Source organism: Odoribacter sp. N54.MGS-14 (assembly GCF_000980295.1).
Taxonomy (GTDB): domain Bacteria; phylum Bacteroidota; class Bacteroidia; order Bacteroidales; family Marinifilaceae; genus Odoribacter; species Odoribacter splanchnicus.
Genome location: NZ_LARL01000012.1, coordinates 1 through 13,930 on the forward strand (window position 1 = coordinate 1; position 13,930 = coordinate 13,930).

The following is a 13,930-nucleotide window of genomic DNA, read 5'->3' on the forward strand; positions in this document are numbered from 1 at the left end:
AAAAAAACTTTTGCGTACCCCAAAATAAGGGCATGAAAAGATACAAAATATTGTTTATCAATCAATTATAAAATGAATATTTTTTGAGTGACGAAGTCAGGAATAAGACGGATTATTTCGTTTGCTTCATAAAAGCCTGATACTCATCTTCGCTGACTTCTACTTCTAAAAAAATTTTTCTTTTTCTTACTATTTTCTGCTCATCTTTGGCTTTATGAAGCCGGATCATCTCATTGTTTTTTTCTAAGGCTTCCGAATAATATTTGAACAGATCGATATTCAAAGCCATTGAAATATATAATGATCAGAAGAAATACGTTGAGCGAGGTGAAAAGGATGGCAGTTGGAGAGTGGTTGTGACACAGTGACATACCCCTTATAGTTGACGAAAAAAGAGGGGGTATCGATCATTTCGACTTACCCCCAATATTTCCCGCAACTTTTTCCATTGTCAGTTTCCGTGTTTGGAATGTAACTTCAGCCGCATCAGCCGAAGATCTTCTTCTGCATAATCCCCTTCGAATTCGTCGAAAGCTTCGGAAATATTGTCGGAACTCGCCTCCATAAAATAATCCATGATTTCCTGCTGTTGCTCTTCGTCGAGGATCTTATTGATATAATAATCGATGTTTAATTTCGTTCCGGAAAAGACGATCGCTTCCATCTCCTTGATCAGTTCGTCGAAGTTGAGCCCCAAAGCCGAAGCGATATCTTCCAGATCGATCTGGCGGTCGATATTCTGGATGATGTATACTTTGAATTTGGATTTATTGGCTACTGTTTTCACGACCATATCCTGTGCCCGTTCGATCTCGTTGTCTTCAACGTATTGTTTGATGACTTCGACGAATTCTTTGCCGTATTTCTGTGCTTTCCCGGCACCTACGCCCTGGATGTTGGCCAATTCTTCGAGTGTGATCGGATAATTGGTACACATATCTTCCAGTGACGGGTCCTGGAAAATGACGTAAGGAGGCAAGTTATTGGTCTTGGCTATTTTCTTCCGTAAATCTTTCAGGATAGCGAATAAAGTGCTGTCCAACGCAGATACACCACCTTTCTCCTGTATCTTTTCTTCTTCTTCGTTCTCGTCGAAATTGTGATCTTCCATCAGCATAAAACTTTTAGGGTTATCCAAAAATTTTTGGCCTTCATCCGTTAGTTTGATTACTCCGTATTGTTCTATATCTTTTTCGATAAATGAACTGACTAAAGCCCTCCGGTATACCATCGTCCAGAATTGCCGGCTTTTTTCCGAACCGGCACCGAATAATTCCAGTTTATCATGCTTATACGATTTGATGGCAGAATCGGCTTCACCGATGAGGATATTAACCAAATGTTCGATTTTGAATTTTTCTTTAACATCGCTGACCAGTTGCAGGGCATCGACCATATAATCTTCGCCTTCGAACTCTTTCTTCGGATAGAGGCAGTTGTCACAACAGCCGCAGTTGTCTTCTTCATAGGTTTCTCCGAAATAATGGAGCAGTACTTTACGCCGGCATAAAGAAGTCTCGGCATAAGCGACTGTTTCCATCAGCAATTGTTTACCGATTTCCTGTTCGGCAATGGGTTTCCCCTGCATAAACTTTTCGAGCTTTTGGATGTCTTTAAAACTATAATAAGTCAGACAGATTCCTTCGCCACCATCCCGTCCTGCCCGTCCTGTCTCCTGATAATACCCTTCGAGACTTTTAGGAATGTCGTAATGGATGACAAAGCGTACGTCTGGTTTGTCGATCCCCATACCGAAAGCAATGGTCGCTACAATAACGTCCACCTCTTCCATCAGGAAGCGGTCCTGGTTGGTACTTCGGGTACTGGCATCCATTCCCGCATGATAAGGAGCTGCTTTGATACCGTTGATACTAAGCACTTCCGCCAGTTCTTCCACTTTCTTCCGGCTCAGACAGTAGATGATACCGGATTTCCCTTCATGGTTTTTAATAAACTTAATAATGTCTTTCGTGACATCTCCTTGTTTAGGACGTACTTCGTAGTATAGGTTCGGTCGGTTGAAAGAAGATTTAAAAACCTGGGCATCCATCATATCCAGGTTCTTCTGGATGTCGTTCTGCACTTTGGGTGTCGCTGTCGCAGTCAATGCAATGATCGGCGCTTTACCGATTTCTTCGACGATCGGACGGATTTTCCGGTATTCTGTCCGGAAATCGTGGCCCCATTCCGAGATACAATGTGCCTCATCCACAGCAAAGAAAGAAATCTTGATCTTCTTTAGAAATTCAACATTACTTTCCTTGGTCAAGGATTCGGGAGCAACATAGAGCATTTTCGTTTTACCGCTCAAAATGTCTTCTTTCACATTTAAAATCTCATTTTTGGTCAACGAAGAGTTGAGAAAATGCGCAACTCCTTCAGCGGCTGAAAATGAACGCATGGCATCCACCTGATTTTTCATCAGAGCAATCAGCGGAGAAATAATAATCGCGGTGCCCTCGAGAAGCAATGCCGGTAATTGATAACACAACGATTTACCACCTCCTGTAGGCATCAATACAAAAGTGTTATTTCCTGCCAGCACGTTCTTAATGATGGCTTCCTGATTTCCTTTGAAATGATCGAAGCCAAAATACTCTTTTAATTTTGCGTGTAAATTAATCTGCAATCCCATTGTATTATTCATATATTTTGCACACCCTTTTTCTCAAGGAAATGCAAATTTATAACTTAATTTGTTTGGACAAACAAAATGGCACAATAAATGTTATGATCACCTAAGCAAATGAATGACAAAAATTGGTATTTTTGTCGTTTAGTAAAGTTATAGGAAAAAAATCGGGTTACCATAATTTTTTCTGATTTTTTTGGCATAAATATTGTCTATTGTTTAAGAAATATTTTAAAGAATAATCTAAGATGGTTGATATTAAGGAGGTTGCAAAAAAAGTAATTGCTGATGAAGCTTTAGCTATACAGAATCTGGCTCGATTTATCGACGACGATTTCGAAAAAGTGGTCCGATTGATCTATAATACGAAAGGACGGGTGATCGTTACAGGTATAGGTAAAAGTGCCATTATTGCCCAAAAAATAGTGGCTACTCTCAATTCGACCGGTACTCCTGCTGTTTTTATGCATGCGGCCGACGCTATCCACGGTGATCTGGGGATGATTTGCCACGACGATGTCGTCATTTGTATTTCCAAAAGCGGGAACACCCCCGAAATCAAGGTGCTGGTCCCGTTGATCCGGAATGTCGGTAACGAACAGATCGTGGCTATGGTATCGAATACCGATTCTTTCCTGGCAAAGAATGCGGCTTATGTATTGAAAGCACAGGTCGACCGTGAAGCTTGCCCGAATAATCTGGCGCCGACCAACTCGACGACAGCACAACTTGTGATGGGAGATGCCCTTGCTATTTGTCTGATCCAATGCAGGAGTTTTTCAAGCCGTGATTTTGCTAAATATCATCCCGGAGGATCCTTGGGGAAACGTTTATATACCCGGGTATCCGATGTATTCGATCAGGATAACCGGCCTTATGTATCTTTGGAAGACGGAATCCGTAAAGTGATATTGGAGATGTCGGGCGGAAGATTGGGCGCAGTGGCGGTGACCGATGCCGAAGGAGGATTGTTAGGCATTATTACCGACGGGGATTTGAGACGTATGCTCGAGAAATATGAAGATGTGGATGGCTTGAAAGCCCGGGATATTATGTCGGTTTCTCCGAAAACTATTCAGGAAGAAGAACTCGCTTACAACGCTTTCCAGAAAATGGAACAGAATAGTATCACTCAATTGGTGGTCGTGGACGAAGATAAAAAATACAAGGGAATGGTTCATATCCACGATATATTGAGAGAAGGGGTAGTATAATGATCATGAATAAAAGAATCGTATTATTAGTTGTATTACTGTTACTTGGACAATGCATGTGGGCTCAGAGTACCCGGGTGAAGGGGAAAGTGACGGATGCCAAGACGGGAGAAGTTTTACCTCTGGTCAATGTTTTTTTTACCGGGACGACTATTGGAATGACCACCGACTTCGATGGAGAATATTACCTCGAAACCCGCGAAGAAGTGACTGAGCTCCAGGCGTCTTTTGTCGGTTATCTCCCGAAAACAGTAAAGATAAACAAGGGGGCGTACAATGCTGTCGATTTTCAGCTGGAACCTCAGACTTTCGATCTGGACGAGGTAAAAGTTACTCCCGGAGAAAATCCGGCACATGTGATCCTCCGGAATGTCAGTAAAAACAAATACAGAAATAATCCTGCCCGGTTCGAACAATATTATTGTAAGACTTATACCAAGATGGAGCTCGACCTGACGAATATCAAGCCAGGGTTTAAAAATAAGAAGTTACAAAAGAATTTCGGATTTATCTTCGAGCACATGGATACTTCGGTCATTACGGGAAAGGCTTATCTGCCTGTGATGATTTCCGAAGCTTCTGCCGATTATTATTACCGGAAGTCACCGTCCTTATCCCGGGAGATTGTGAATGCCAGCCGGATTTCCGGTATTGAGGAAGACTATACCTTGGCGCAGTTTACCGGCCATTTACATGCCAACGTCAATTTTTACGACAACTATATCGATATTTTCGAAGTACGTTTCGCCAGTCCGCTTTCGGATCACGGGCTTTTATTTTATAAATATTTCCTGGTCGATAGTTTGCAGATCGATGGCCGGAAGACCTATAAAATCAGATTCCATCCCAAATCTTTCTCTACACCTGTATTGGATGGGGAAGTAAATATCGATTCGATGACCTGGGCATTGCAATCGGCTCACGTCAAAATGATGAAGGGGTTGAATGTGAACTGGATCAGACACCTGGTGTTGGATAATGAAAATCAGTTCCTGGACGATTCGGTCTGGTTTCCGAAGCAGGATAAAATCTTTGCCGATTTTTCCATCGTCATGTCCGATTCTTCGAAGATGGTGTCCTTTTTGGGGCACCGGCAAGTAGATTATTCGCATATACAGCTGAATCCGGTCATTCCCGACAGGGTGCTCAAAATGGATAATAATGTGATTATCGATAATAATGTCCTGAAAAATGACGATCGTTTTTGGGATACGATCCGGCCCTATGCATTGAGTGGTAAGGAAAAACAGATCTATGGAATGGTCGATTCGATTAAAAACGTACCCCTGTATCAAAATATATACACGATTGTCTCTATGGTCCTGGGTGGGTATTACGATACCGAATATGTAGAGTGGGGACCTTATTATAAGTTGCTTAGCTTCAACAAACAGGAAGGATGCCGTTTTCAGTTGGGCGCCCGGACTACAACCGATTTCAGCAAGAAAATCCGTCTTTTCGGTTACGGAGCCTATGGAACGAAGGATCGTCGCTGGAAAGGAGCCGGTGGATTCGATTATTCCTTCAACGATTTACCGACTTCGAAGTTATCGGCTGCTTTCAAACACGATGTCGTGCAATTGGGAGCGGGAATCAATGCGTTTACCGAAGGAAATATCCTGAGTTCAATCTTTTCGAGAGGGGATAACGATCGGTTGAGTATGGTCAACCAGTTGGATGTGAACTTTGAGAAAGAATGGCGGCAAGGGGTTTCCAATACTTTTGGGGTACAGGTCAGGGACCTGTTTTCTAATCCTTATGTGCCTTTTGTGAAACCTGACGGAGAATTGATGCCCTCTGTACAGTCGACGATAGTACGCTTGAATACCCGTTTGTCTAAAGATGAAATAGTCGTTCGTAAAGCATTCGATAAATACAGTTTAGGATCCGATTATCCGATTATCGGCGTCGATCTGGCCATGGGGGTGAAGGGGCTGTTTAAAAATGACTATGAATTTTACCGGGCTGTAGCTTCTATCAATTATGATTTTCCGATTTCGCCGATCGGTAAGTCTCATGTGGTACTGACCGGAGGAAAAATTTTCGGGAAAGTGCCTTATCCTTTACTGAAACTTCACGAAGGAAACGCTACCTATTTTTATGATCCTTACGCTTTCTCATGTATGAATTACTATGAGTTTGCTTCGGATACCTGGCTGGCATTTTTCTACGAACATCATTTTAAAGGTTTCTTTTTGGGGAAGATTCCTTTGATGAAAAAATTGAAATGGCGGGAAGTATTTATTTTCAAAGGATTGATCGGAACACTTTCCGATAAGAATAACGGAAGCCTGCCCGATACCCGGGCCATACTGTTGTTCCCCGAGGGAATGTCTTCGGTGTCCAAGCCCTATTTTGAAACAGGGGTCGGCATAGAAAATATTTTCCGGCTGTTCCGGATCGATGCGATATGGAGACTGACCCACCGCGAAGACCGGCCAGGACAGCATGTCCAGAATTTTGCTATTAATTTTTCTGTTCATTTGAATTTTTAAATCATTTTCCTGTAGTCCTTGTATTTTTTTTCTTCCTCTCTGTCTTTTTCTTATCTTTGTGATCTAAAACAGCACATGATGATACTAAGAGCAGAACATTTGATAAAGAAATATAAAAGTCGTACCGTTGTCAAAGATGTATCGGTGCAAGTGGAGCAAGGAGAGATTGTGGGTTTGTTGGGGCCTAATGGTGCTGGGAAAACGACTTCTTTTTATATGATTGTCGGACTGATCACTCCGAATGGTGGTCGGATCTTTCTGGATGATCAGGAAATAACCAAAGAACCGGTTTATAAGCGTGCACAGTTGGGGGTAGGTTATTTGGCACAGGAGGCTTCGGTGTTCCGGCGGCTGAGTGTCGAAGACAATATCCGCGCTGTATTGGAAATGACCAAAATGACCAAAGAAGAGCAGAAAGACCGGCTCGAAGAAATGCTCGACGAATTCGGGTTGCAGCATATCCGTAAAAGCCTGGGAATCCAGTTGTCGGGAGGAGAACGACGCCGTACGGAAATTGCCCGGGCACTTTCGATCCGGCCTAAATTTATTCTGTTGGACGAGCCTTTTGCCGGTGTAGACCCTATCGCAGTCGAAGATATTCAAAATATCGTACAGAAATTGAAGGATAAGAACATCGGTATTTTGATTACCGACCACAATGTACAGGAAACACTTTCGATCACCGACCGGGCCTATCTGCTTTACGACGGCCGTATCCTGCAAGCCGGAACAGCAGAGCATCTGGCTGCCGACCCGGAGGTACGGAGAGTATATTTGGGGAAAAATTTTGAATTGCGCCGCAAAAAATAATCTCCGGCTAAAATGTAGGTTTATTTCGTTACCAATTCGTCTCCGGTGATCGGAATTGTCGACCCGGTCACCTCTGTCGGTCGTCTACCTTTTTCTATCACTGACCGGCGGAACTCCTCACTTCGCAAAAAACTTTACGTTACGTTTCCGTCAGACATCACCGGTCTGACGGTATAAAAACCGGAATCGGAATAGAAGAAAAAATGCCCCTGGATTTTATTTTTAATTATTATTTCTTTTTATTAATTTCCGCAACAAAAATATCCAATTCAGAAGAGTAAACCTGTATGGTCCAAGTTCATTACGGAGGTATTGATAAGCTCTTTTTTTTAAAGTTTTCAGTGTATTAACCGAAATTTTCAATTGTTCGGCGATTTTGGGATTAGATACTCCTTCCAGCGTCAGTAGTACAATTTTTCGTGTCTGTTCCGGTAATTTATAAATTGCATCGTACATAGATCCGAATACCTCCTCTTCAATGATTTTACGCTCCAATGGCTCCCTCAATTCATTTTGTAGCCATACATTGAGTTCTGTACTATTCCTGTTTCGTACTTTGTCATGCCGGAGATAATCAAGTGCTGCATTCCGGACATTCCGGAAAAGATATACACGGATAGCTGTAAAGCTGTCAAATCCTTTTAAATGATCCCACAACTGGATAAAAGCCTCTTGTACCAAATCTTCCGCTATGTCTTTGTCTTTAACATAGTGAAATGCGAATGACCAAAGTGAAGTGTAATGGCGGTCGAATAACCGGTCGAATACATCTGGCTGGTCATATGAGAATTCCTGTAAATCAGTTTTAGCATGGTTGTCTGAGGCTTTTTTCAGCATAGTATAATAATAACGAACAAAAATAATGGCAAATATATGAAATTACTTATTTTCCTCTATAATTTATTAGTAATCCTATAACTTTTCAGCCATTAAAACTGTTTTATTTTCTCTACTATATCATTTTTTTCCGATTGTTTCTAATGCTTTGTCTACAACTAAAACTTCATTACCTGGCATGTATCCGGAATGGGTCCATACCACTTTCTTATCGTTTATAACTAAAACATAGGGAATTGCTGAAATATTGAATGCTTTATATAGCTCTTTATTCGGGTCGAGCAGTACTTCGAATGGCCATTTTTTCCCTTTTACAAGGGATTTTACTTTAGCCATTGCTCTGGCATCATCAATTGATACTGCTATAATCCGGACTTTATTTTTCCAGGAGTCTTCTAAATCTTTTAATGCTTCCAGTTCACTTTGGCAAGGCTTACACCAGGTTGCCCAAAATGATATGATTACCGGGCCTTGTTGTACTGCGTCTTTAAAAGTAATTTTTTTCCCGTCCAATTGTTTTAAGGTTACATTTTCCGGAATCATTTGTCCGCAAACTTGTAGGTTCCAGATCAATAAAGTGAGTAAAATTAGAATTCCTGTTTTCATTTTTTTCTTTTTATTAGGATGAATAAGTTACTTCTTTTTAAGAAACGTGTAGCCCTGTTATTCGGGTGACAATTCTTTTGATTTTATATATAAAATCCCAGGGATATTTCCGGGAGAACCAATGAAATGGATCTTACCCTTTGCCGCCGGAAAAATATTTTTCCTGAAATGTGTTTTCTTTTCAGTCACCCTGTCAGGTGGGGTATACGTTTCTTATTTGAAAAATAACTTTTAAACTTATAAATTATGAGAAAATCGTTTTTATTGTTTTTGTCTGTTATCTGTGTGATAGCGTTTTCTTGTTCTGATTCGGACGATGGAGATGATACGGGTGACGGCATTTTAAGCGGTCTTACCTTGACTTCAGACCGTTCTTATTTTTCAGCAGATGGTGTGGATGCTGTAGTTTTTACCGTGAAGGACAATACCGGGAAAGATGTAAGTACACAGTGTGTGTATAAAGCCAATGACCAGGAATTAGTCGATAACACCTTGTCTTCTGACACTCCGGGTACTTATAAAGTTGTTGCAACTTACAAGGGAATTGTATCTAATACCTTAGATGTGATTGCTATGAATGAGAATGTAAAGTTAAAGGTGACTTCTGATAAAAAGAGTATCGTGGCAGATGGCGGAGATTTTGCCTGTCTTTATTTAGTTGATGAGCAGGGGAGCCGTATTTCTGGGGGAGAGTTTTATATTGACGGGGAAAAGTTAGATAGCCCCTATTTCGGAACGACAGAGGCCGGGATGCATCGAATTACTGCAATGTGGCAGGGGAAAGAAGCTGAAGAGGCATTGAATTTGGGTGCATTTAAAGAAGGTGAGTTTACAGCGCGTATGTTAGTAGAAAGCCTGACTGGAACGAATTGCGGATACTGTACCAGTACAATCCAATTACTGACTGAAGAAGATGCATTGGCCCGGAAAGATCCCAGAATCGTTTTGATCGAGACGCATTACGAGGGACAATCTCCTGAAATGTGGCAGAAATACGATGAACGCAGCCGGGAGATGGAGAAAGCTTTTATTGCATATTTCGGCTCTACGGGTACTCCTTCGGTTTATTTAGATCGTAATAAAGATAAATTTTCAGTCGATGCTATGGGACGTGATGGATTACTGTCGGCTATTAAATCCAAGGCTGAGGTTGCTATCGCCATTAAAAATTCTTTATCGGAAGATAAAAAACAAGTTGAATTGACTGCTGTGATCGGTAGTAAAAAATCTTTCAACGGTAAAGTGATCGCTGCTTTGGTTGAAGATGGCATGTATTTGAATCATGTTTCTTTAGGGATGATAGAGTGGTTTCATACCATGCGTGATTATATGCCTTCATTTGAAGGAGAGGAAGCGGTGGCTTTTGAACCGGGTGCCCCGAAAGAAATTAAATTCCAGATCAATATGGGAAAAGCAGATCCGGTAAAGAGTACGCTTGTGGTTTTTGTAACGAACGAACAGGGGGTGGTTGAGAATGTGCAACAGGTTGCTATTGGGACGAATGTCGGGTATTGAATCTTTGAATATAGGTAGGAATGTGTAATTGTAAAATTCCTGTTTTATTGGTTGTATTTGCTGTATTTTCCGGGTTTGTACAAGCCCAGGAAATACAGCGCTCCAAGGGACATTTTAGCGGAAGTCTGGAGACGAACTGGGGATTCTACATGAAGGATGATAAGTTGGGGGTGAAGAAGGTGGAAGATAAAGTGGCTACCAATACTTATCTGACTTTAGGATATTCATTTAAAGCTTTCCGTTTTGGTTTGGAGTATGATATCTATGAACCTCCGATGATCGGTTTTTCTCCGGAATGGGAGGGATGTAAGTTGATGAGAGGATTTGCTGAATGGACCGGTAAGTCTTTGGAATTACGTGCAGGGACGGTATATGAACAGTTTGGAAGTGGTTTGATTTTTCGTACTTATGAGGAAAGGGCCTTGGGGATTAATAATGCCTTGATGGGGGGGAATATCAGGTGGCGTCCGTGGGATGGGGTGACTTTGAAAGTCGTGGCCGGAGTACCGCAGAAATTTCAGGAATATGCTCCGGTACGGATCTATGGTACAGATGGAGAAATAGATTTGGGAAGTTTGTTGTTCCCGGAAAACGGAATGCTGCTTTCGGTGGGTGGTTCCTGGGTATTGCGTGATGACAGAAGTGATGAACATAATGTGAAGGCCGACCGGGTAGTACGGAATTATGCCGGCAGGCTGGATTTGTCCAAAGGGATATTTTCCCTGGGAGGGGAATATGTTGCAAAAAGTCGCTCTGTGTATTGGGACGACGCATATAACATCCGCTATGGAAAAGGTCGTAATGTACTGTTGTATGCAGGGATCGATGCTCCGGGAATAGGTTTTTCCGCAACATTTCGTGCTTTTGAAAACGGAGATTTGCGGGTCGACGATTGCTTAAACGATGAAAGTGTCAGTTTGAATTATGTGCCGGCATTGACCATGCAACATAAATATGCATTGTTGACTTTATTTCCGCATGAGATAAAAATGGCAGGAGAGACAGGAGGACAATTCAGTTTGTTTGGGGAGCTGCCTATGGGGGGGAAAACAGGAAATCCCCTGTCTTTTGCAGTGAACGGATCTATGTATCGGAGTCTTACTGTGAAAAAGGACGATGAGAGTACGTATCTTTTCAGGCAGAAAGGAAAATTACTTTATGGAGAGATCGGCTTGGAATTGGAGAGAAAATGGTCGAAGAGTTTCAAAAGTACATTGTTGTTTTTCCACCAGAGGAAACTGGAATTCAGTAAATATGGTTTTGGGAATATGAGGATGGACTCAGAGGTATTGGTTGCTGATCTGCTTTACAAAGTTACCCCGAAAACTTCTTTACGGATGGAGTTGCAGCATGTGTGGAGCGACTCAAAAGATAATCAGCGTTGGGCCATGGGATTGTTAGAGCTGGGATTGGCTCCGGCATGGATGGTATATGTAAGCGATATGTGTAATTATGAAAGTTATGGTGACAGCCTTCATTATTATCGTGTCGGAGGGAGTTACAGCTGGCGTAGCTTGCGGGCATCTGTCGATTATGGCCGGAATCGGGAGGGAATACAATGTGCCGGGGGAGTATGTCGCTATTTTCCGGAACATACAGGAGTTACTGTCATGTTATCCGTTGCTATTTAAAAATGGTTAACCATTAAATATAAATTTATGAAGACAAAATATTTATTTTTTAGTGTTTTATTCGTGTTCATCGTATGGGGTATCGTTGCCTGTAAAGATGATGATGGGCTCGATATGCCTGTTGAGTTGACAATTGGCGGAAATCAAACAACTTTTGAGTTTCCGGCAATGGGTGGAGAACAAAAACTGGCAATGAAATCCAATTATCCCTGGGGTGCGGAAATGTCTCCATTGGAAGACAGTGTATGGTGTAAATTGAAAGTTTCTGAAAAAGAATTGGTGATCAGTCCTTTACAGAATCTGGATACATTAGTGCGCTCTTCCCGGGTGAAAATTTTTTCAGGGGAAGGGGAAAATATGAAAACTTTGTACCTGGATGTGGTCCAAAAGGCCGGAGATAAAATGTCTATTATGTTTTCTCCGGAAAAAGTCGTTTTTTCTCCGAAAGAAGAAACCAGGGAAGTGATGTATATGACTTTCAGTCCGGAAATCGAGTACAAGTGGCGTGGCGATACCTTGGTCGATTGGATTACCGTACAACTCGATGCAGAAAATTCAAAATTATTACTGACTTCCGAATTTAATGAATTGTTGACAGCCCGTCGTGCAACGTTGGAAGTATCCGGTGGTGTCGGAGGTAACCGTTTCACCGATACTTTGGCTATCGAACAAATGGGAAATGAGCCGATGATCGTGGCGAATCCGGATACTGTCCGTATAGATGCTGCCGGAGGTAGTGTTGATATTGAAGTTTTGTCGACAGTCGAGAAATATAATGTAGAGGCTTCGGGATGGGTAAAAATGGAACTGAAAGAAGGGGAAACGGATAAATACCTGTTATCAGTGGAGGCTAATCCGACTTTGAATGAACGTTCTATTGGAATTTTACTTAGCACACCTTATGGTGCTACTCCTTTTGTGAACGGAAGATTGACAGTTATCCAGGAAGGAAGTGTTTTGGCGAAAATTTCTACCGACCAGGAAAAAGTTAATTTTAAAACAGAAGGCGGTGAGATAACGGTGAAGGTAAACTCTTCCTGGGAAAACTGGAAAGCAGAAGTTAATGAAGAGGCGCAGGAGTGGTGTTCTATCAGTACAGAGGGAGATGTGCTGAAGGTGAATGCGACTGTTTCCGAGCTGGAAACAGATCGTACGGCTACCATCACCCTGAGTACCGGTGCGGCTTCTAATACGGCTTCATGTGAGGTGGTTGTAACTCAGCTCGGAACCAAACCGTCACTGGTACTTTCGACAGACCGGGTTACCTTGAATGAGGCTGGAGATGAAGTGATTGTAAAAGTCTCTACGAATGCAAAACTATGGGGAATGACCCTGCCTGAAAGCGAAGATAAATGGTGTACTGTGATACAGGATGATATTAATAATCAGATAAAGATCAGTGCTACACCTGCAGAAGCCGGTTCCCGTTCTGTCGAATTAATCGTTGAGATTCCTCAGACGGATGTGAAAGTGAAATTGACTATTATACAAAGTAAATATTATAAAGTAGGTGATTTGTATGTAGTCAATGGTGAACCCTTAGGTCTGGTATATGAAATCAGCGACGGAGGTGCCCATGGTAAAGTGGTAGCTTTGAAAGCTCACAGGGATCTGAATCTGTGGTATCGTACAGGATTACCTTATGATGAAATCCATCCGGAGGATCCTAATAATGTGGGAGTAATTGCCCGTAGTGAGACAGACGGACAGGAGAATATGAAAGCTTACAAACAGATCCCCGATTGGAAAACTCATTATCCTGTAGCTGCTTATGTCAGTGATTTGAATGACGAGAATGGAAATCCCGGATGGTATCTGCCGGCTATTAAAGAAGTACAGGCAATGGTAGGCTGGATTGACGGGGAGGTTTTATCTCCTGATGGTGAAGCTGGGCAGGAGCCTTCTGAAGCCATGAAAGAAAAACGTAAAGCTATTAACCAGTTGATCGTTGATAATGGAGGCAATGAGTTCTATTTCTATGGATATGATGTCAGTTTTATCATTGATCAGACCAATGCATGGGAGGCAGATTATTTCAACCGGATTTATACCTCGACAGAAACCGATTATCAGGTACATCCGATGGTATTTAAATTTTATTTGCGAAATGGTTGGTGGGAAACGATGCATGTCTATGGAGATCTGGCCGGAAGTTATGGAGAAGTTCGTCCGTTCCTTGCATTTTAACAA

Annotated in this window: 10 protein-coding genes; 6 read left to right on the plus strand and 4 right to left on the minus strand. The window is 41.9% G+C overall.

Translation table 11 applies throughout. From position 1 onward, the window contains the following. Positions 1–112: 112 nt before the first annotated feature. Both WS42_RS15315 and recQ read right to left on the minus strand, forming a co-directional pair. Positions 113–289 (minus strand): hypothetical protein, encoded by a 177-nt coding sequence (locus tag WS42_RS15315; RefSeq protein ID WP_013611905.1) that lies wholly within the window; start codon positions 287–289, stop codon positions 113–115. A 162-nt stretch (positions 290–451) separates the two neighbouring features. Continuing rightward, on the minus strand, positions 452–2,635 hold the full coding sequence (recQ, locus tag WS42_RS04255; protein ID WP_013611904.1) for a DNA helicase RecQ: 2,184 nt from the start codon (positions 2,633–2,635) through the stop codon (positions 452–454). 245 nt (positions 2,636–2,880) lie between these two features. Here recQ and WS42_RS04260 point away from each other — a divergent pair, with 245 nt between their 5' ends. From WS42_RS04260 to lptB, 3 genes are all read left to right on the plus strand, one after another. Further along, positions 2,881–3,846 (plus strand): KpsF/GutQ family sugar-phosphate isomerase, encoded by a 966-nt coding sequence (locus tag WS42_RS04260; protein WP_013611903.1) that lies wholly within the window; start codon positions 2,881–2,883, stop codon positions 3,844–3,846. Positions 3,847–3,851: 5 nt separating this feature from the next. After that, a complete protein-coding gene (locus WS42_RS04265) occupies positions 3,852–6,341 on the plus strand; it encodes a DUF5686 and carboxypeptidase-like regulatory domain-containing protein (protein WP_022160189.1) in 2,490 nt (829 codons plus the stop codon). A gap of 78 nt (positions 6,342–6,419) precedes the next feature. Further along, positions 6,420–7,151, plus strand: a complete 732-nt coding sequence (gene lptB, locus WS42_RS04270) for an LPS export ABC transporter ATP-binding protein (RefSeq protein ID WP_022160188.1) — start codon at positions 6,420–6,422, stop codon at positions 7,149–7,151. A 222-nt stretch (positions 7,152–7,373) separates the two neighbouring features. Here lptB and WS42_RS04275 read toward each other — a convergent pair whose 3' ends face one another. Next, the gene (locus WS42_RS04275) at positions 7,374–7,988 is read right to left on the minus strand and encodes an RNA polymerase sigma-70 factor (RefSeq protein WP_087394931.1); all 615 of its coding nucleotides are present in this window, start codon (positions 7,986–7,988) and stop codon (positions 7,374–7,376) included. A 120-nt stretch (positions 7,989–8,108) separates the two neighbouring features. Further along, the gene (locus WS42_RS04280) at positions 8,109–8,594 is read right to left on the minus strand and encodes a TlpA family protein disulfide reductase (protein ID WP_022160187.1); all 486 of its coding nucleotides are present in this window, start codon (positions 8,592–8,594) and stop codon (positions 8,109–8,111) included. Positions 8,595–8,840: 246 nt separating this feature from the next. Between WS42_RS04280 and WS42_RS04285 the strand changes: the two genes are divergently transcribed. Genes WS42_RS04285 through WS42_RS04295 form a run of 3 tightly spaced genes read left to right on the plus strand, consistent with a single transcriptional unit; the run spans position 8,841 to position 13,927 of the window. Continuing rightward, positions 8,841–10,109, plus strand: a complete 1,269-nt coding sequence (locus WS42_RS04285; RefSeq protein ID WP_022160186.1) for an Omp28-related outer membrane protein — start codon at positions 8,841–8,843, stop codon at positions 10,107–10,109. A gap of 20 nt (positions 10,110–10,129) precedes the next feature. Next, a complete protein-coding gene (locus WS42_RS04290) occupies positions 10,130–11,740 on the plus strand; it encodes a DUF6029 family protein (protein ID WP_022160185.1) in 1,611 nt (536 codons plus the stop codon). Positions 11,741–11,767: 27 nt separating this feature from the next. Continuing rightward, entirely contained in the window at positions 11,768–13,927 is a 2,160-nt protein-coding gene (locus WS42_RS04295) for a BACON domain-containing protein (protein ID WP_046450779.1), read from the plus strand. Positions 13,928–13,930: the final 3 nt, after the last annotated feature.